We start from the raw sequence: 20,760 nt of genomic DNA on the forward strand, positions 1-20,760 counted from the left end.
GCCAAATCGACGCTGCATACAGCACATGGTGGCAGGTTATCCATGCTGGCGAAGTTTAATGATGGAGACTCTTTAATCAGTTCCGCCGTTACGAATTCATTTCACGGCCGATTAGCGGCCCGCAATCATATCGGTATTGGATCCAACCATTTCAAGTTGATGAGGTGAATGGCATGAGAGAAGCAGTCATAGTATCCCTTGCCCGTACTCCGGTGGGGAAGGCGAAGAAGGGCAGTTTTGCCCAGACGCGCGTGGAGGATCTCGGCAAAGCCGTACTGGAAGCCGTCATTGAGCGTGCGCCGGGCCTGAAAAAAGAGGACGTCGAGGACATCATCCTCGGCTGCGCGATGCCGGAAGGCGAGCAAGGCCTGAATGTCGCGCGGATTATCTCGCTGTATGCGGGATATCCCGTGACGGTACCCGCGCTGACCGTCAATCGTTTCTGTTCCTCGGGACTTCAGGCGATCGCTTTCGCGGCGGAGCGCATTATGCTCGGTTATGCCGAGGTGATCGTCGCTGGCGGCGTCGAGAGCATGAGCCATGTGCCGATGACCGGCTTCAAGCCGGCGCCGCATCCGACGATTGTCGAAGAGATGTCAGAGGTGTACATCGGCATGGGGCATACCGCGGAAGAGGTGGCTCGCCGCTTCGGCATCACCCGCGAGGCGCAGGATGCCTTCGCGGCCAGCAGTCACCGTAAAGCTGCCGCCGCTATCTCCGAAGGCAAGTTCCGGGACGAGATCGTACCGGTGAACGTAACGCTGGCTGCGGCCGACGAGCAGGGCAAGGTGCGCAGCAAAACCTTTGCCTTTGATACGGATGAAGGGGTTCGGCCGGACACGACTCCGGATGTGCTGGGCAAACTGAAGCCGGCCTTTGCCCTCGGAGGCTCAGTTACCGCGGGTAACGCGTCGCAGACGAGTGACGGCGCGGCGGCGGTTGCCGTTATGAGCCGCGAGAAAGCGGAGCAGCTGGGCCTTACCCCGCTGGCTACCTTCAAGTCGTTTGCCCTGGCAGGCGTAGAGCCGGAAATTATGGGCGTCGGCCCCGTCGAAGCGATCCCGAAGGCGCTGCGCATGGCGGGGATCGAGCTGGATCAAGTGGATGTGTTCGAGATTAACGAAGCGTTCGCTTCGCAATGCCTCCACATCATTCGCGCTTTGGGTATCGACGAGAGCAAAGTCAACGTCAATGGCGGCGCCATTGCGCTCGGCCATCCGCTCGGCTGCACCGGTGCCAAGCTGACCGTCAGCCTCGTCTCCGAGCTCGCCCGCCGCGGCGGCGGCTACGGCGTCGTGAGCATGTGTATCGGCGGCGGTATGGGCGCCGCGGGGGTGTTCGAGGTGCACGCCGCAGGGGCGTAAGGAGTAGGTTGTGGCAAGAAGAAATTTCCTTCCATACCCCAAAGGGGCTTGGGGAGGGATTCCCGCATTAGTCCTTGCCGCTGCTCAGCGTGGTTCGATTCGCGCTATCAGTTCTCAAGGAACTAGTAGCTCCCAAGCAAGGTGCTAGGGAATTTTAGTTCAACAATGCTTCTGAATGTATTCAATGAACCAGATCTAGGTTTTCGATATCTAAGTTCAATGATCTTCTAATGATGCATGACTAGCCAATTCACACTGAGATGTAGTCTTAGTGCGGTGTCCGTTCCGTACCCGGACCGGACACTGCACCACTCACTCCAACCACAGGGGAGTGCAAGGATAGCCGTCGGTACGGCTCAGGACCTGAGTGCTCTAGCCTAGCGGAGAGAGCGGAATTGTACTGGAGAAACGAAGTGGTCGCCTTTGAGTTTGGATTTCTTCTACTTATAGAGCCATTCCTTGAAATCCAAACTCAACAGCGATCGGAAGTACAATCCGCACGCGGAGCGCCACTAATGAGCCACGAGTTATACCTCTATGCCCAGCCCGCAACCTAGCAATACCAAGGCAGTCCTTGCACTCCACCTTATTCCACATTCCGAAAGGGGAAATCAATCATGAGCGATAACCAAACCAAAGAACCGAAAATCAAAGGCGGCAGCTTTGTCATCGATAATCCCGATATGCAGCGCATCCTGACACCTGAGGATTTCACGGAAGAGCACCGCATGATCGGCGAGACGGTGCGTGATTTTATCGATGGGGAAATCGTGCCGCACGATGAAGAGCTGGAGAAGCTCAATTACGAGATGACGGTAGATTTGCTTCGCAAAGCAGGCGAGCTGGGCCTGCTCGGGGCCGATGTGCCGGAGCCGTTCGGCGGGATCGGTCTGGATAAAGTCAGCTCCACGATTATTAACGAAAACTTGGCGAAGGGATCGTCCTTCGCGCTTTCCTTCGGGGCTCATGTCGGGATCGGTACACTGCCGATCGTGTTCTTCGGCACGACCGAGCAGAAACAGAAGTACCTGCCGGATCTGTCGACTGGCGCGAAAATCGCGGCTTATTGCTTGACGGAGCCAACCTCCGGCTCGGATGCGCTGGGTGCCAAAACGACGGCACGCCTGACCGACGACGGAGACTATTATATTTTGAACGGATCGAAGCTATATATAACTAACGCCGGATTTGCGGATATCTTTATCGTCTACGCCAAGATTGACGGAGAGCACTTCACCGCGTTCATTGTCGAGAAGGAGATGGAAGGCTTTACACTCGGACCGGAGGAGAAGAAGATGGGCATCAAGGGCTCATCGACGCGTCCGCTCTTTTTCGAAGATGTGAAGGTGCCGAAGGAGAACCTGCTCGGCGAGATCGGCAAAGGCCACCGGATTGCATTTAACATCCTCAACATCGGAAGGTATAAATTGGCAGCCGGCACCGTCGGTGCGGCAAAGGAATCCATCGAGCTGAGCGCGAAATATGCTAACACCCGTAAACAGTTCGATACGCCCATCTCGCAGTTCCCGCTCATGCGCAAGAAGCTGGCCGAGATGAACATCACCACCTTCGTGATGGAAAGTATGGTGTACCGTACGGCAGGTCTGCTGGAGGAAGCGATGCAGGACATCGATTACAACAACGAGGATGCCGGAATCCACTCGGCTGCCGCGATCTCCGACTATGCCATTGAATGCTCGATCAACAAGGTGTACTGTTCGGAAGGACTGGATAACGTAGCAGACGAAGCGGTGCAGATTCACGGGGGCTATGGGTATATCCAAGAGTACAAAGTAGAACGCATCTATCGGGACTCCCGCATCAACCGCATCTTTGAAGGCACGAACGAGATCAACCGGCTCCTGATTCCGGGCACGCTCGTGAAGAAGGCCATGAAAGGTGAAATCGCACTCCTGCAAAAAGCGCAAGGTCTCCAGGGTGAGCTGCTGCAGCTGGTACCTGGTCAAACCTTTGAAGGCACACTGGAGCAGGAAGCGCACTTCCTGGACATGAGCAAGAAGATTTTCCTCCTCGCAGGCGGCTTGGCGGTACAGAAGTTCGGCACGAAGCTGGAGAAAGAGCAGGAGGCCTTGTCTAATCTGGCGGATATGATGATTGATATTTATGCCCTCGAGAGTGCGCTGCTGCGTACCCGCAAGCAAATCGAACGCACCTCGGAGGAAAAGGCAGCCAGCATGATCGAGATGACGCAGGTGTTTGCATACGAGGCGTTCCAGCGCATTGAAGCACTCGCAAAAGAGACGCTGGCCTCGGTGGAAACCGGTGATATGCTCCGCATGCAGCTGTCGGTGCTCAAGAAACTGACACGCAGCACGCCGGTCGATACGGTGGCCCTCAAGCGCAGCATCGCGGCCCGTGTCGTCAAGAACGAACGGTACACCGTGTAGCATCCGGCACCGAAAGAGATGTGAATGTAGTCTGAAAAGAGAGAGATTTTTCTTGGAGTAGGAAAGAAGGAGCATTCCTTAGGAAAGGGTTGGTTTTGTATGGATACAAAGCCTTGGCTGCCGTTTTATCCGCCCGAAGTAGCCCCCGCTTTTGATTATCCGAAACAGAATTTGGCATCATTTCTCGTGACGTCGGCACAGAAATTTCCGAATCGGCCGGCCATGTATTTCATGGGCAAAACGATCAACTATAGGAGTCTGCTGGAGTCGTCCTATCGTATGGCGAACGCGCTCCGCAGCAAAGGGATTAAGAAGGGCGACCGGGTAGCGATTATGCTGCCCAACTGCCCACAGGTAGTGATTTCGTATTATGGCGTGCTGCTCGCAGGAGCCGTGGCCGTTATGACCAACCCGCTCTATATGGAGCGGGAAATTGCACATCAGATGAAGGATTCCGGAGCTAAGATCATCATCACGATGGATATGTTTGTGTCCCGCGTTGAAAAAGTCATCGAGGAGACGGAACTGGAGCATATGATCGTCACATCTGTGGCGGATTATCTACCATTCCCCAAGAATCTCCTCTACCCGATCAAAGCCAAGAAGGAGGGTCCCCTTCCGGTCGTCAACTATGGAAGCCGCGTTCATGCCTTTAAAAAGCTGCTTGCCAGTGCGCCGAATGACCCGATCTGCGAATCCGTGAAGGCGGAGAAGGACTTGGCCCTGCTCCAGTATACCGGCGGCACGACCGGTGTTCCCAAAGGCGTCATGCTGACGCATATGAATCTGATCGCCAATACTGTGCAGTCTGCGAACTGGTGCTTTCAGGTGGAGGATGGGAAGGAGCGGTATTTGGCGGTTCTCCCCTGTTTTCACGTATTCGGGTTGACCGTACTGCTTAACCAGGCGATCTACCGTGCCGGCATGCTGATATTGGTACCGAAGTTCGAAGTGACGATGATTCTGAACCTGATCAAAAAAATGAAGCCGACGCTCTTCCCGGGCGCGCCGACCATGTATATTGCACTGATTAATCATTCACGGATCAAGGAATATGACCTGTCTTCGATCAATGCTTGCGTCAGCGGCTCTGCCGGGCTTCCGGTCGAGGTGCAGGATAAGTTCGAGGAACTGACCAAAGGGCGGCTGATCGAAGGCTACGGCCTGACCGAAGCGTCCCCGGTTACCCATGTGAATCCGATCTGGGGAAGGCGCAAAATCGGTACCATCGGCTTACCTGTCCCGGATACGGACGCCAAGGTGGTCGATCCCGATACGGGCGAAGAAATGCCGGTCGGCGAGCCTGGCGAGCTGATCGTGAAAGGACCGCAGGTGATGATGGGGTACTGGAACCGGCCGGAGGACACGTTCGACACGCTGCGCAACGGCTGGCTGTTCACGGGCGATATGGCAACGATGGACGAAGAGGGGTATTTTACGATCATCGACCGCAAGAAAGACATGATCATTGCAAGCGGTTTCAATATATACCCTCGGGAGATCGAGGAAGTGCTGTATGAGCATCCATCCGTGAAGGAAGCCGTCGTGGTCGGAACGAAGGACGATTATCGCGGCGAAACCGTGAGAGCTTATATTGTGCTGAAGGATGGCGCGTCTCCGGACCCTTCGGGCCTCGAGAAGTTTTGCCGCAGTCAGCTGGCTGCCTATAAAGTGCCGCGTGAGTACGTGTTCCGTGATTCGCTGCCGAAGACAATGGTAGGCAAGGTGCTGCGCCGCAAGCTGCTGGAGGAGGAAGAGGAAGGCAGAACGGGCTGATGCGCAGAATAGCGGAGTAGGCACGATAAGCGATTCATGTTATCCCGCTGGAATGGATACAGTACTAACGACGTCAGAAGAAAAAAGGAGGCGGCCTGATGAATCATACCAATGCCAATCCGGAGACGAAGGCCGGACAGCCGGAATTCGACCGGGAGGCGTACATTGAAGCCATGACCCAAGCGGCGGAGCCCACCTTCTGGGGATATCTCGGCTGCAAGCTTGCGTCTGCCAGCTCGGAGGCGGTTGTTGTGACGCTGGATGCCCAGCCTCATCATATGAATATGGCGGGCATCGTGCATGGCGGCGTACTCTCCTCATTGATGGATAACGCCATGGGCATTGCCGTCATGCTGGAGCGCCCTGGCGAATCAACAGTGACGAGCAATTTGAATGTGCATTTTGTCATGCCAGCCAGAGCAGGTATTCTCACCGTAACGGCAAGCATCGTGCATCAGACGCACCGTTCGGTCACGACGGAATGCAGAATTACGAACGAGAAGGGCGAGCTTGTGGCGATCAGCACAGGATCCTTCCGAGTGAAATAAAGCAGCCTTGGCTGCTATGAAACAGGTGGTCTGCCAACGCTGGAGGGGCAGGCCATTTATTTTTTTGGTGAGCTGGAAATTTTGTGGGTGAGTAGTTTGAGTAACTATTGGTCAGTAGCTTCCCGTCAATTGAGCTTATGACAGGAGGGGGCGCTAACCCCCGTCCTCTCACACCACCGTACATGCGGGTCCGCATACGGCGGTTCCAAAAGGTTAACAAAGCTCCAGATCCACCTGGTACGGGGTCTTCTTTATGGGATTAAAGCCGAGAAGCAGAGATGGCATGTTCGTGGTTGGAGTTATGAAGCGATTCCCCCGTACTCCTTGTCAGGTCGATAAAGCTGTGGTACAATAAGAATGCTGTTTTTCATGTAGAATCTAGAATGTCTCTTAAGATAATAAATTCAGATGTTTACATACGTAGGAGGTGGAAGTCATGGTTGTATTTTTTGAAGTGTTGCTTGTTATTTTCTCCATCGGGTTGATTACTGTCGTTCTTCTCCAAAAAGGGAAAAGCGCAGGTCTTGCCGGTGCCATCTCCGGCGGTGCGGAACATCTTTTTGGTAAAACAAAGGCTCGCGGTATGGATCTCGTACTGCAGCGTACAACGGTAGGTCTTGCAGCAGGATTTATGATTTTGGCCATCGTTGTTGCTATGTTGAAATAACAATGAACGTTACCCTCGCTTTTTCACTCTTGGAAGAGCGGGGGTTTTTTATTTGCCTGAATTTTGGAATACATAGGTGAAGACGGTGTTCGGAAGGATACCGGAGATTAAATTCGTGTATACTAGGGTATGAGTATATGAAGGTAAAGAATGGATAGCGGAACGATGAAATTGCAGGTTCCCCGAGGTGATAATGATGATAACTGAAGAAATATTACTGAATTTTATGCGGGAAACTGCATACAAACCGATGACGTACCAGGAATTGGAGCAGCATTTTGCCATTAAGGATGCTCATGAATTCAGGGAATTCTTGAAGCTGCTGAATGAACTTGAACAATCCGGAAAAATCATTCTGACCAGCACCCAGCGTTATGGCGTGCCGGAACGGATGAATTTGCTGCGCGGACGTCTGCAGGCACATGCAAAGGGTTTTGCCTTCTTGATTCCTGATGATCGCGAGCACCCGGATGTGTACATTCATGCCAATGACTTGAAGAGTGCGATGAATGGAGATATCGTGCTTATCCGGATCAGTTCCAAACAGAACGATGGCGGCAAAATGGAAGGCGAAGTGGTCCGTATCGTGACGCGAGCCGTCACCCAAGTCGTGGGTGTATTCCAGAACCATGAAGCCTATGGCTTCGTGCTGCCGGATGATAAGCGGATCAACCGGGATATTTTTATTCCGAAGCATGCGATTAACGGAGCCGTTGATGGCGTGAAGGTCGTGGTGAAGCTGGTCAGCTATCCGGAAGGAAGAGCTGCGGCGGAGGGTGAAGTAGTGGAGATTCTGGGTCACAAGGATGATCCGGGTGTCGACATTCTGTCCATTATCCGCAAGCATCAGCTGCCGGAAGGCTTTCCGGAGGAAGTGCTGGCCGAAGCGGATGCAGCGCCCGATGCCATTACGGAAGAAGAAATCGTACAACAGGGCCGTCGCGATTTGCGCGGTCTGAACATCGTGACGATTGACGGCGAAGATGCCAAGGATCTCGATGATGCGGTGAATGTGGAACGTCTGCCGAACGGGAACTACCGTCTGGGCGTTCACATTGCCGATGTCAGCTATTACGTACGCGAGCGCTCCGAGCTGGATAAGGAAGCTTACGATCGCGGCTGCAGCGTGTATTTGGTGGATCGGGTCATTCCGATGCTGCCGCACCGTCTGTCCAACGGGATTTGCAGTTTGAATCCGCAGGTGGATCGTCTGACGATGTCCTGTGAAATGGAATTCAACGAGCAGATGAAAGTCGTGAAGCACGATATCTTCACCAGTGTTATTCGTACGAAAGAACGGATGACGTACAATAATGTGCGCAAAATCCTCGTCGATGAGGATCCAGAGCTAATCGAGCGCTACGGTGACCTCGTGGAGGATTTCCGTTTGATGCGCGAGCTGGCGCTGAAGCTGCGGAACCGCCGGATGCGCCGGGGCGCGGTGGATTTTGATTTTGTGGAATCCAAGGTCATCGTGGACGAGAACGGCAAGCCCGTGGATATCGTCAAAAGAGAACGCTCCATTGCGGAGCAGATCATTGAGGAATTCATGCTGGCAGCCAACGAAACCGTGGCAGAGCATTTCCACTGGCTCAAAGTACCGTTCATCTACCGGATCCATGAGGACCCGGATCAGGAGAAGCTGCAGAACTTTATGGCGTTTGCGGCCAATTTCGGGCATCAGGTGAAGGGTCGGGGCAACGCGATCCATCCGCGCGCCCTGCAAAACCTGCTGGAAGCCATTCAAGGCACGAAGGAGCAAACGGTGCTCAGCACGATGATGCTCCGTTCGATGAAGCAGGCGAAATATGATGCGGAGAGCACGGGCCACTTCGGTCTTGCTGCGGAATATTACTCTCACTTTACGTCTCCGATTCGGCGTTACCCCGATCTGGTCATTCACCGGGTCATCCGGGAAGTGCTGGAGAGCGGCGGCGCACTCGATGAGAAGCGCCATGAGCATCTGGCCGGCCGGATGGCTGACATCGCTCAGCAATCCTCCGAGCGCGAGCGTGTGGCTGTAGATGCGGAGCGGGATACGGAAGCGCTCAAGAAAGCGGAGTTCATGCTGGATAAGGTCGGCGAAGAGTTCGAAGGCATTATCAGCAGCGTGACCAGCTTCGGCATGTTCATTGAACTGGAGAACACGGTCGAAGGCTTGATTCGTCTCAGCGCGATGACCGACGATTATTATCACTTCGATGAGGGTCATATGGCGCTGATCGGGGAGCGGACCTCGAAGGTATACCGCATCGGTGATGATGTGAAGGTTCGCGTGGCGAAGGTGAACATGGACGATCACACCATCGATTTTGAGATGGTGGATATGAAGCCGCGCCGTCAAGGGCGCGGCGATGGCGACCGCGGCGGCAACGGTGGCCGCGGATTTGGTGCCCGCGATGGCGCAGCCCGCGGGGGTAAGGGCCGCGGCGGTAAGCGCGGCGCGGCTGAAGCTGGCGCGCCAGGCGGACGCCGCAATGACAGCGCCGGCGGCCAGGGTGGCCGCGGCAAGCGCAGCGGCGAGGCACCAGCTGGAGCGGGCGCTGCTGCTGGTGCCGACGAGCAGCAGGCGTCGAACTTCGCCTTTGGCTCCGGCAAAGGCGGCTACAGTTCCGCAGGCGGCGGCGCACTAGGCTTCGATCGTAATGCTCGCAGCTCTGGCGGTGCCGGCGGGAAGAACCGGCGCAAGAAGACGGCGGGCAGCGGCATTTTCATCGGCGAAGGTCCAACTCCAGGCGGCAATGCTGGAGGCAACTCCGGCGGCGGCGGTGGCCGCAAACGGAAGAGCAAGGGCGGAAACGGCACGGCAGCTTTTGTCCGGAAGAAGAAAAAGTAAGCTTTTCCTCCTGTTCTAACGCTGGAGGCACTTGCCCCACCTTGCTTTTGGAGGCTGACGTTTGATACAATGGACTTCTGGTGAGATTGCAATTGGCGGTCTGCCGGAAGTCCTTTTTCCATTATCATTGTTGATGACGAGGGGTGAGACCATGGGTAAGAAAAGTGACGGGAAGGTTCTGGCCCAGAACAAAAAAGCTTCCCATGATTATTTCATCGAGGATACGTATGAAGCCGGAATGGTGTTGACCGGAACGGAGATCAAATCCATACGGAACGGCCGTGCCAATATTGGAGATGCGTTCGCAACCATTCGGAATGGCGAGATTCATATCCATAACATGCATATTAGCCCGTTCGAGCAAGGAAACCGTAACAATCCGACGGATCCTACGCGTACACGGAAGCTGCTGCTGCACAAGGAGCAGATCCGCAAGCTGCTGGGCTTGTCCAAGCAGGACGGCTACGCGATTGTACCGCTTAAAGTCTACATCCGGAATGGCTATGCCAAGTTATTGCTGGGCCTGGGTAAAGGTAAGCGTCAGTACGACAAGCGCGCCGATGCCGCCAAGAAAGACGCACAGCGCGATATTCAGCGTGCGCTGCGCGAGAAGCAGAAGATTGCAAGGTAATGGAGCAACTAGCAGGATGGCAGCTTTTAGCTGTGTTACCTGCAATGTATATATCATTTTGATGTAAAATGTGATATACTAAGTGATGTGAGAGAGATCAATAAGATCTTTGACAATCAGCATACAGCTTGCGTTTTCTTTCTTGGAGGGAAAGAATGCGCATAGATTGACTGCTATGACTGAATACATTCTTTGATTTAATCCGATAGCCCTTTTTGGCAGGAACGCTCAGGTGCAATGCACCAGCATTTCTCCAACTTAAGGGGGCGTTTTTGGATTCGACGGGGATAGTTCGGGCATGAGTAGCGGGTAGTGGGGACGCGTCCACTTCATCAACGCTAAAGCCAATTAAACGGCAAACAACAAAACAACTACGCTTTCGCAGCTTAATAACCTGTGAGCGTGCTCTCGCTCTGTATCGCCCATGTACCGGGATGAGGGCTCAACTTTAGTGGGATACGCTGTCTAGTCTCCGCCTGGGGCTAGCTGAAGAAGACAATCAGGCTGACCTGAAGGGAATCCGGTGACAGGGAGTCTCTAGGGTGACATCAAATCTGTCACTACACCCGTAGAAGCTTGTGTTGTCGTTATCTTCGGACAGGGGTTCGACTCCCCTCGCCTCCATACATAACAATGATAGAGCCATCAGCCAGTGATCTGGTTGGTGGCTCTTCTGTTTATGATATAATAAGCGTAATTAGAAAACTGGAGGGGACTCAGGATGGTTGCCAATCGAGAGCAGCTCCAAGAAATTCTGAAAAAAGCGAATCAACATGCACGCAAGCAAGCTAGAGAGTCAGGGGCATCCATTTACTATATCAAGAATAATAAACGAGTACGTGAGGATGCTAACGGTAATAAGTTCGAAATCATTTATGATGCAACCGGAAAACGACATGAGTTCGAATATCATGAATAAACTAAAACCAGTTATGACGGTTTTTGCAGGAACAAATGGGGCGGGAAAAAGCACGCTCAGTATGCAGATGAGAGCATGGTTAGGCGAGTTGGTTGACCCTGATCAGATTGCCCGTGAACTAAAACCAGATGATCCAAGAAGTGTCGATCTTTCGGCGGGAAGAGAAGCGGTCAAAAGAATCAGATCGTTGATAAAAAGACAGGAGCATTTTGCAATTGAAACTACACTATCAGGTACATTTGTTCTAAAGCATATGCAAATTGCTAAGGAAAGCGGTTATGACATCGTCATGTACTATATTGGACTTCAAGATGTGCAAATGCATATTGACCGTGTGGCCTCTCGTGTCGAGCAGGGTGGACATTGGATTGCAGAAGAGGATATTCGTTTTCGATACGGTCAGTCATTGCAAAATTTAAAGCCTGCACTAGCCATTGCAGATCAGGTTTTTATTATAGATAACACAAACCAACCAACGATTGTTGCTGAAATCGCAGAAAGTAAGCTGATATATTGCATAGAGAATATACCTGCTTGGTCTGCGAATGTTATTAGGGATCATAGTTGGTAGTGCGTTTTGGGGTGTTATGGCAATTAGCTTAATAACCTTGCACGTGTGCTCTCGCTCTGTATCGCCATTGTACCGGGATGAGGGCTCAACTTTAGTGGGATACGCTGTCTAGTCTCCGCCTGGGGCTAGCCTGAAGAAGATAATTAGGCTGACCTGAAGGGAATCCGGTGACAGGGAGTCCCTAGAGTGACATCAAATCTGTCACTACACCCGTAGAAGCTTGTGTTGTCGTTATCTTCGGACAGAGGTTCGACTCACCTCGGTTCCATCATAAAGAACACCATCCGCATGAGGATGGTGTTTTTGTTTTATATTAATACTATAGGTTAGAACATGTCGTACAGATGGAGTGAAATCGATGAATCATAGTCATGATGGAGAGGAACCATTGATAACGGTACTCAATATGGATGGTCAACAACTAACACCATGTTTACCCCATCGGGCTTGGCGGGAAGTTGAGCGAGCGCGAGCTGTCTGGATTGATGAGCAGACGATCCAATTGCTTTATAATCCGTTCTTATTTCGATACTATCGAAAAGCTGCACTGAAACGAGATCATCACATTTGTTTGTGGTGCGGACGCCACGCCACGACAGTGGACCATATTATCCCCTCAAGCAAAGGCGGCTCGGATCTTCCGCAAAACCTGATCGCTTCATGCAGCGAATGCAATACGAAACGAGGAAACCGTTCTGCATTGTCCTATCTCAAAGAAAACGCACACTCTGTTCCAAATCTTATGAAGCTTTGCTGGCGTATCTTTCTAGCTAAATACAGACATCGTCAAATGAAAAAAGGGTCACTTGAGTAAAGGCTTAGATTTATGATTTTGGGAATCGTGGTGCAGTGAGCTTCAATGATCGCAGCCGTTTGTTGACGATCGAATTGATGGTTAACCATATCCACTGTAAAATTTTCGGCTTTTTTGCATCCATCTTGAAGTGCAGGCCATTTAAAGCGTAGGATGCCTGTGACAATCACCAATAATCACGGACGTTCTTAACTCCAATGAATAGGTAGAACAAAATGGTGTGGCTTCTTACTGCAATGTTAGCTAATTGACAATTGAATACAATATTTTTAGCCGCGAATTTCATGCAACGCTTCCACATGAGAAAGGGTCACGGACATTACCTATTTTCCCTTCGGACAATCGTTCCTGTACCTATAAGGAATACTTTTTTCGAACGTTAAAATGAGGTAGAACGCGTTCTAAAGATTGGTTGTTTTTCCTGTAACAACATACAGAATCAAATATTAAGAAATACACTCTTCTCTTGCAACTATACGTATACCCGTACCACATATTGAAATTGCATATGGTAGTATTATCTAATAAGTAACTTAACACAATGAGAAGAGGAGAATCCCATGCCAAGCTTCCTGGAATCCCTATATTACGGAAATTTGAATCCTGTAGAGAAGGCTGTTTCCACCGACCCTCAGTATCGCCAATTGAGTCGGCAAATATCCGAGTCCATGGATGCCTGGAAGAAGAGGCTTTCCGATGATGATTTTCATGAGCTTGAGGAGTTATCAGATTTGTATCGACAAGTACAAGGGCTGGAAATGGCGGCTTCTTTTACTGATGGTTTTAGGCTGGGAGCGACGATGATCATTGAGGTGTACTCTGAATAGTGTGATCAGTAAGAACACTCATAGAAATGCCGTAAAGACACGAACCGTGTCTTTTTTTATATCGTAAAATATTGACTATCAGCCCCTACTTCAGACATCATAAAAAACGAATTTCACACGCAACAACTCCTATAAAAGGTATCCTCGCTCTATATTTGCTCCACACGGCAGGAATATATCCCCAATTTATAGAAATCTCTCTATATAACATCGATTACAGATACAGAGAGGCTGCTATGGACCAAGAGAAATTTATGATGATTGTTAAAGGTGATGACAAAACACAGGATGTATCTTCATACGAAAAAGATCCTCCAATAGTAAGGATTGTATATAAAGGTTATCCCGAGGTTTATACATATAAGTCGAGTGATATACAGTTACTAACGCCGACCGTTCAGGATATAACGGAGGATATGGCTGTTTTTCATAATGGGTATCCCTTTTATAATGTAGAGCGGGTGCTAGATTTCGGTCCAAAGATTCGGGTGTGTTTCAACAATGGGAGTATTCGTACATACGATAGTCGACGTATTCAAGTTAGAAGTAGTAGTACCCAAAACGCTGAAGGGCGTCAGATTCTGGACTATTGGCGCGAGATTTCAAAACATGTGAAGAGTGAGGATGAACAGGAGAACAAGGAAGCTTTTTTGGCCAAGCAATTTGCAAAACTACATTATGTAGATCCGGATAGTGCTTTGAGCCATTATCTTCTGAAAAAACCTATAAAGAGCGATATCCCGGTTACAAGCGAACCGATTTTCCCGTTCAGGTACAATTTGAGTCAAAGGACCGCGCTTGAACAGGCTTTAAAAAGCACCATCAGTATTATCGAAGGCCCTCCGGGCACGGGTAAAACCCAGACGATCTTAAACATCCTTGCGAATCTGGCGGTTATGCAAGGGAAAAAGGTAGCGGTTGTTTCCGGTAACAACGCTGCAGTTCTGAATGTGCAAGAAAAGATGGAACGGCAAGGGTACCACTTTTTTGTAGCTAGTTTGGGCAACCAAGAGAACAAGAAAAAGTTTTTTGCTAATCTACCCGATTGGGATGTATCGGAATGGTCAAGTGACGTGCCAGAGGACGAATTAAACGCCAAACTACAAGATTTGGATCTACGTATTCACCGCCTGATGGAACTGGATCGGGAGAAGGCACAGCTTATGCAGAAGCTGTCGGCTTATTTGCTTGAACAGGAGCATTTTGAGCATTATTTTGCTAGGCAGGATGTTCAGCCTATAGAGAAGTGGTCATTTTATCGGCAGACACCAAAGCGGATTTTGGAGTTTATGAAAGACAGTTTTCTGGCTGTAGAGGTGAAAAGGAAATATAAGCTCCTGTACCAATTCAAGTTATTCTTCAGGCATGGTTTTACGGATTTCAAACGATTGAAGGAGCAGGGGCTGGATGTCATCTTGAATGTTCAGCGTGAATTTTACACGTTAAAAGTTGAGGAGCTATCAGATCGTATACAGGAGCTTGAGAAAGAATTAGAGTCCCAGGACTATCAAGCCTTAATGGATCAGCACCAGCAGTTCTCCGAAATGCTTTTTCGGCACCGATTACATGAGAAATACCATAACCGTTCGGCTGTGGGCTGCAATGAGAAGACATACACTCACAACAACAAGTTTAAAACGTTTATCGAGCATTATCCGATTGTGCTTAGTACAACGCATTCTTTGCGGAATTGTATACCTGCGAATTACTTGTTTGATTATTGCATCATTGACGAATCCTCGCAGGTTGATCTGCTGACAGGGGCTCTGGCCTTGTCCTGCTGCAAGCAGGCTATTATCGTGGGCGATACCAAGCAACTGCCGCATATCGTGGGGAAGGAGATTGAACAGAAGATCCAGAGCCAGGCGGCTCCTGACATGGATGAAGCTTACAGTTATATCGAGCATAATTTGTTGTCGTCCATGTTGGCTTTATACGGGGACTCCGTTCCGAAAGTGATGTTACGAGAACATTACCGCTGCCATCCCCAAATTATTGAATTCTGCAATAGGAAATATTACGACAGCGAATTGATTGCTTTTACCGATCCGGGGATTTCCGAGTCTCCTTTATTGATCTACAAGACGTCACCGGGCAATCACATGAGGGAAGTGACCCATGGCAAAAAAGGAAAGTTCAATGCCAGGGAACTTGATGTCATTGAACAGGAAATTCTGTTGGGGTACCTCGAAGCGGCAGCCGGTCATGCGGATATCGGCTTTGTGACGCCATATCGAAAGCAGGTGGAGAAAGCGACCCAGCAATTCACTGCTGATATAGAGAGTGACACGATCCATAAATATCAGGGACGTGAGAAGTCCGTTATGATCATGTCTACGGTGCTTGACCGAACGAGAGCAGGAGGCATGGGGATGAAGTTTGTTAATGATCCTTGCATGATTAATGTGGCTGTGTCCCGTGCGCAGGAGAGGTTTATTCTGGTGACCGATCAGTCTGCGTTTCGCAAGTATGGGAATGAAGTGGGAGATCTCATGCGATATATGGAATATAGCACACTGGACAACAATGTCGTGGAGAGCGAGATTCATTCTATATTTGACTTGCTATACAAGGAATACTCGGATAATCTCCAGGAATTTCGAGAACGCGTTCGTTTCTTTAATAAATCAAGGCATCGGAGCGAGAATATTATGCACGCCTTGCTCGACCAGATATTACAGGAGCCTATGTTTAAGGATTTTGAACTAGGGAATCAGGTTTTACTAATGAATTTGTTTACCGACCTGGAACGGTTAAATGAGGAAGAGCGCAGATTCGTCAGAAATCGTTCTTCTGTTGATTTTGTGATTTATCATAAACTGGACAGATCGCTAGCGCTGGCGATCGAAGTCGATGGATTTGCCTTTCATGAGAACAATCCTGAACAACTAAAGCGAGATGAGAAAAAAGGAGAGATTTTCAAGAAATTTGGAATGGAATTAGCAAGGTTCCGTACAAACGAGAGCGGGGAAGAACAGAAGATTAGGGAGCTATTAAGCTCTATGTTGTATTAGGTGGAATGAATTAAATAGAGCTAATCATCACCGATTCAACTTATTAGTTGCAGGTTTTACCTTTTAATGTTCGACTCCCCTCGCCTCCATACATAAAATTTTAAAATCCACAACCGCCTGAGGTTGTGGATTTTGCTTTTCCGGCATCTACAACTTTACGATAAGCCCCGCATGTTCATTGAACTTGGATAGCAGTTGACGTAGACTACTTCTGCATGAGACACACACGTGTTTGTTATGAAAATGGTGAGTATGCTTTTAAACCACATCCTTAGAAATAGATATAAAGACCTATCTTGCTGTCGAATTAAGTCGACCGATAAGTCTTATATGGGCTTTTCTATAAAAAAGGAGTGGGGTTCATCATGAGGATTTCTACTTGGATTAAAACGATGAGCGGAGTGTTTATTTTACTTACAGTTCTGAACGGAGTTAGTGTCTATTATCTTCAAAAGAGCGTAGCGCTTGAACGCGAAACAGTAAAAATGCAAGCAGAATTCAAGCAATTAGGTATTGATTTAGCCAGCTCCTCGGATTATTTGAGTAATGAAGTAAGAGCTTATGTGCAGTTCGGAGAAAAAGTTCACTATGACAACTACTGGAAGGAAGTAAACGAGACCAAAACGAGAGATCATGTAGTGGAGAGTTTAACTGCATTGGGCGCGCCTAAAGAAGAGCTGGATCTTATAGAAGAGTCAAAACAAATTTCGGATACCCTTGTCGAGCTAGAAAATGTGGCAATGAAAGCTGCGGAGGACAAAGATTTTACCAAAGCTCGGGAACTCATGTTTGGCAGCGAATACGATACTATTAAAGAGACCATTATGGAGCCGCTGCAGCAGTTTCAGGAAAAGATGAATACTAGGACGGAAAATGAAGCAAACGCTGCAAAGCAAAAAGCGAGCCTGATGCTTACGGGAACTATTGTTTTGCTTGTAATTACATTCGGGGCATTACTTGTGATTTTTGCTGTTATTTTCATCAAGTTGAAGCCACTTAAATTAGTCAATGAAAAGATCGCCGAAATTGCACAGAGTGGAGGCGATCTTACCGGACGACTGGATTACTCCGGCAAGGATGAAATAGGAGAAATTTCAAAATCCTTAAATGCCATGTTTGAGACTCTGCAATCCATTATTAAAGATGTCCGTAACGCTTCCCACAGTGTATTGAATTCGTCAAGTAAATTGGTTGAAAATACGAAAGAAACTGCAAGCGCGACAGAGGAAATTACGAGACAGGGGGCCAGTATTGAGCAAGGGGCGACCACCTCAGTGCAGAGCACACTTGATGCTTCGCATGCAATCAATGAAATGTCCATAGGTGTGCAGCGTATCGCCGTATCTGCTGAGGATCTTGCTACTGTCGCAACTGAGACGGAGCGAGAGGCAGCAAGCGGTGTGAACTTTATACAGCAAGTTAGCAAGCAGATGGTCCAAATTAGCGATTCTGTCGGGTCTACAGTAGAAATTGTATCCAATTTGAAAGAACGCTCTTCTCATATCGAGGAAATTGTAAATGCAATTACTGAAATTTCGAATCAAACGAGTCTGCTTTCGTTAAATGCATCAATTGAAGCGGCAAGAGCGGGCGAGCATGGAAGAGGCTTTTCTGTAGTGGCCAGCGAAATCCGGAAATTGGCAGATCATTCCTCTGCTTCAGCGGGGCAAATATTCGGATTGCTGCAAGATATTACGAAAGACTCTCAAGAAACAGAACATGCGATGCAGCAAGTGACGAGTGAAGTATTGACGGGGCAAAAGAAGATGGAAGAAGCAATTGAATCGTTTGAGAACATATTGAAATCCGCTCAGAAAGTGGCCTGGAAAGTTCAGGAGGTCTCCGCTGTTAGCGAACAAATGGCGGCAGGCTCTGAAGAAATTGCAGCATCTGTTTCCGAAATGGCAACTATAGCTGAAGATTCGCTTTCAGGAGTTAAGGCAGTGAACGATATGACTGCAAAGCAGAGCTCTTTAGTTCAGGAGGTTGCTTCAGTTACGGACTTGATTAGCAAAAATTCTCGAAGCTTGGAAGCACTCGTTATGAAGTTTAAAGTCTAAAATGAATAGAACGTGATTCATATGGTACCTAGGTCATTACCCGAAATAATCTCAGCAATATGCGTCGGCGAATTGTGGATTTGCCAAGCCACGGTTCGCCTCCATACATAGAACCCGCTCATTGAGCGGGTTTTTACATTTATATCTGAAACAAAGTATTGAGTATTAGATCTCCGAATTGGATGGATGCATCAGCTCTTTGATCTCAAGAAACTGTGAATTCGTTATTTGTTGGGATTGATGGAGGGCGTTCAGCTTATATTCTATTCTTTCCATTCGAAGTTGCGTATCTTTTTGGAGTTTCTCGGTCTGTTTTTGTGTTTTGGAGTTATCCATGACGACTAAGATGGTCAGACCCGCACTAAAGATCGTTAACCCTCTAGCGATTTGATTTAAATCGATTGAATTCATGGCAATCAGGCAGTCGGCAAATCCTGCTCCTATAAGTAGACCGCCAATCGTGACAATCCCCGTTCTTTTCCATTGTTCTGGGATGATATTTAATGAATGTTTCATGTAGAGATCTCCTTCAGTTAGGTAGTAAACGTGAAATTAGGATAGCTTCATTCTATATTTAATAAAACACAAATCCTGGAACAATAAAAGGAAATACATAGAAGCTTATTGCGTAAACATTAAGGATTCAGTTTGTGGAAATCTAGTGATCAGCGGTAACGTATTATTTGGGAATGACTTGGAAAGAGGAGGCAGGACTGATACTCAAAGCAAGAAGGAATTAGGAGACTTACGGAGAAATTTTCTAGTGGACATTATTTATATGAGATTATCCTGGGTCGACGGATCTTCGCTCACGCGATCAGGTTAAATATGAACTGTAGATTGGCTGGTGATCTGGAATGAGTGAACAATTCTGGTTAGTGGTACAGTATCCTCTGAAAAGTGCAAAAGGCAGCCAACGTGACCACTGGTTAAGAGAAAAAGTAATGGAATATTTAGAAATATCTCTAGCAGATGCTGGTTTAGGCTATGTAGATGGGTTTGACATGGGGAAATGCATTTCCGACCCGAAGAAATATGCGCTTAATATATTTTGTGTTGTTACGGAAGAAGAACGAAGTATTGCCTTGGTGAAAAGAGTGTTAAGAGAGGGTCGACTTGATTATACTCGAATAAAAATCGCTACAATGTCCTATGGGAATGAAGAAACATATACTCTGAAATATGCCTATAAGAAGGGTGTTACGGAATTTTCACTATAGCATGTATTATGTTTATTGGTGTCGCCTTTGTAGCAGTCTAGTTGTAGAAAACAAGGAGGGAAGAGGTTTATGATTACCATTTATGACTGGTTTGGCTGTGAATTGCCCAATCAAAAGCGTTATCAGTTAATAAAAGAAGCTGGATTTGATGGCGTTTTAATATGGTGGAGTGATGGCTTTGGTCGTGACTGCTTTGGTCGAAACGATTATCGCAACGGGCCGCAAATCGCACGAGAAGCGGGTCTATTTATAGAAAATATCCACACACCAATCCAAAACGAAAACAACCTCTGGCTTGACAATCTGGATGGTGAAGCGGCAGCTGAATGCTATCTGCAATGTGTTGCAGATTGTGCTGAATTTGAGATTCCGACAATGGTTGTGCACTTGCCGGGCGAAGACAATCCATATAACGAATTGGGACTGGATAGAATCAAGAGAATCGCTGACAAAGCTGAACAGCTTGGTGTCAATGTTGCAATGGAGAATTTATGGAACTTTTCCAATTTGGCATATGTGCTGGAGCAAGTGGATTCCCTGCGTATCGGATTCTGTTATGACAGCGGACATCACTACCGCCATTACCCGGAGAAAGATTTATTATCCATGTACGGGTCTCGGCTGATGGCACTACACTTACATGATAATAACGGAAGTTATGCCCAGCACGGGTTACCCCTTGATGGCACGATTGATTGGTCTACAACCATGAAAAAAATTGCGGAAACGAACTATTCAGGCCCGATTGCAATCGAGGCCATGAATTGGGATTATGAGGATTTATCGGCACAAGAGTTTTTACATAGAGCGTTTGAGCAAGCCAAAAGACTGGAAGCGTTAAAAACTGATTCCTCAAAGACGACTGTAACAGAATGAAATTACTATAAAACTAGGCACTCTACATCCATCATGCAGAGTGCCTAGTTCATTTATGCCCTTATTCATCTTCCCAAATGGCGTTGAACCAGAGACTGTAGCTACTAATGTCGCGCCTTCCGAACACCTGATAGCCTGTTACACCCGCATTGTCCGTTGAATCATTAATGGGGTCACTTCAGAGATTGTGGTTTTTTGCTGTGTTCGATTAAAAGTGTAAAATCCTTAG

The 20,760-nt window shown here is 48.5% G+C and carries 16 protein-coding genes and 1 other RNA gene; 16 read left to right on the forward strand and 1 reads right to left on the reverse strand.

Annotation, left to right across the window (positions count from 1 at the left end; all coding sequences use genetic code 11):
- Positions 1 to 173 precede the first annotated feature (173 nt).
- The 14 genes from NYE54_RS01490 (at position 174) to NYE54_RS01555 (ending at position 18,435) form a co-directional block, all read left to right on the forward strand.
- Positions 174 to 1,364, forward strand: coding sequence for an acetyl-CoA C-acyltransferase (locus NYE54_RS01490; RefSeq protein ID WP_339269488.1), 1,191 nt, complete (start codon positions 174 to 176; stop codon positions 1,362 to 1,364).
- A 617-nt stretch (positions 1,365 to 1,981) separates the two neighbouring features.
- The gene (locus tag NYE54_RS01495; RefSeq protein WP_339269490.1) at positions 1,982 to 3,772 is read left to right on the forward strand and encodes an acyl-CoA dehydrogenase family protein; all 1,791 of its coding nucleotides are present in this window, start codon (positions 1,982 to 1,984) and stop codon (positions 3,770 to 3,772) included.
- A 99-nt stretch (positions 3,773 to 3,871) separates the two neighbouring features.
- Complete coding sequence (locus tag NYE54_RS01500; protein ID WP_339269492.1) at positions 3,872 to 5,548, forward strand: long-chain fatty acid--CoA ligase; 1,677 nt, start codon at positions 3,872 to 3,874, stop codon at positions 5,546 to 5,548.
- A 98-nt stretch (positions 5,549 to 5,646) separates the two neighbouring features.
- Positions 5,647 to 6,096, forward strand: a complete 450-nt coding sequence (locus NYE54_RS01505) for a PaaI family thioesterase (protein WP_076322604.1) — start codon at positions 5,647 to 5,649, stop codon at positions 6,094 to 6,096.
- 436 nt (positions 6,097 to 6,532) lie between these two features.
- On the forward strand, positions 6,533 to 6,763 hold the full coding sequence (gene secG, locus NYE54_RS01510; protein ID WP_009593367.1) for a preprotein translocase subunit SecG: 231 nt from the start codon (positions 6,533 to 6,535) through the stop codon (positions 6,761 to 6,763).
- Between the two features lie 196 nt (positions 6,764 to 6,959).
- Positions 6,960 to 9,599: a ribonuclease R gene (gene rnr / locus NYE54_RS01515; protein WP_339269495.1), complete on the forward strand. Its 2,640-nt coding sequence runs from the start codon at positions 6,960 to 6,962 to the stop codon at positions 9,597 to 9,599.
- Positions 9,600 to 9,750: 151 nt separating this feature from the next.
- Positions 9,751 to 10,230, forward strand: coding sequence for an SsrA-binding protein SmpB (smpB, locus tag NYE54_RS01520; RefSeq protein ID WP_023966984.1), 480 nt, complete (start codon positions 9,751 to 9,753; stop codon positions 10,228 to 10,230).
- 262 nt (positions 10,231 to 10,492) lie between these two features.
- Positions 10,493 to 10,857, forward strand: a transfer-messenger RNA (tmRNA) gene (gene ssrA / locus NYE54_RS01525).
- 94 nt (positions 10,858 to 10,951) lie between these two features.
- The gene (locus NYE54_RS01530; protein WP_053490481.1) at positions 10,952 to 11,149 is read left to right on the forward strand and encodes a hypothetical protein; all 198 of its coding nucleotides are present in this window, start codon (positions 10,952 to 10,954) and stop codon (positions 11,147 to 11,149) included.
- Positions 11,142 to 11,720, forward strand: coding sequence for a zeta toxin family protein (locus NYE54_RS01535; protein ID WP_192570046.1), 579 nt, complete (start codon positions 11,142 to 11,144; stop codon positions 11,718 to 11,720). Before NYE54_RS01530 ends, NYE54_RS01535 begins: the two co-directional genes overlap by 8 nt.
- Positions 11,721 to 12,078: 358 nt before the next feature.
- On the forward strand, positions 12,079 to 12,534 hold the full coding sequence (locus NYE54_RS01540; protein WP_339269498.1) for an HNH endonuclease: 456 nt from the start codon (positions 12,079 to 12,081) through the stop codon (positions 12,532 to 12,534).
- 560 nt (positions 12,535 to 13,094) lie between these two features.
- Positions 13,095 to 13,361 (forward strand): DUF6809 family protein, encoded by a 267-nt coding sequence (locus NYE54_RS01545; RefSeq protein WP_339269500.1) that lies wholly within the window; start codon positions 13,095 to 13,097, stop codon positions 13,359 to 13,361.
- Between the two features lie 611 nt (positions 13,362 to 13,972).
- Positions 13,973 to 16,375 carry an AAA domain-containing protein gene (locus NYE54_RS01550; protein WP_339269502.1) on the forward strand — a complete coding sequence of 801 codons (2,403 nt, stop codon included), beginning with the start codon at positions 13,973 to 13,975 and terminating at the stop codon, positions 16,373 to 16,375.
- Between the two features lie 365 nt (positions 16,376 to 16,740).
- Positions 16,741 to 18,435 (forward strand): methyl-accepting chemotaxis protein, encoded by a 1,695-nt coding sequence (locus NYE54_RS01555; RefSeq protein WP_339269504.1) that lies wholly within the window; start codon positions 16,741 to 16,743, stop codon positions 18,433 to 18,435.
- Positions 18,436 to 18,600: 165 nt separating this feature from the next.
- Here NYE54_RS01555 and NYE54_RS01560 read toward each other — a convergent pair whose 3' ends face one another.
- A complete protein-coding gene (locus tag NYE54_RS01560; RefSeq protein WP_339269506.1) occupies positions 18,601 to 18,951 on the reverse strand; it encodes a hypothetical protein in 351 nt (116 codons plus the stop codon).
- Positions 18,952 to 19,292: 341 nt separating this feature from the next.
- On the opposite strand from NYE54_RS01560, the gene NYE54_RS01565 reads away from it, so the two are divergent.
- Together NYE54_RS01565 and NYE54_RS01570 are read left to right on the forward strand one after the other, a co-directional pair.
- Positions 19,293 to 19,655, forward strand: a complete 363-nt coding sequence (locus NYE54_RS01565) for a hypothetical protein (protein ID WP_076322596.1) — start codon at positions 19,293 to 19,295, stop codon at positions 19,653 to 19,655.
- Between the two features lie 69 nt (positions 19,656 to 19,724).
- Positions 19,725 to 20,531, forward strand: coding sequence for a sugar phosphate isomerase/epimerase family protein (locus NYE54_RS01570; RefSeq protein WP_339269509.1), 807 nt, complete (start codon positions 19,725 to 19,727; stop codon positions 20,529 to 20,531).
- Positions 20,532 to 20,760: the final 229 nt, after the last annotated feature.

The sequence above is a fragment of the Paenibacillus sp. FSL K6-1330 genome (assembly GCF_037976825.1).
GTDB lineage: Bacteria > Bacillota > Bacilli > Paenibacillales > Paenibacillaceae > Paenibacillus_AQ.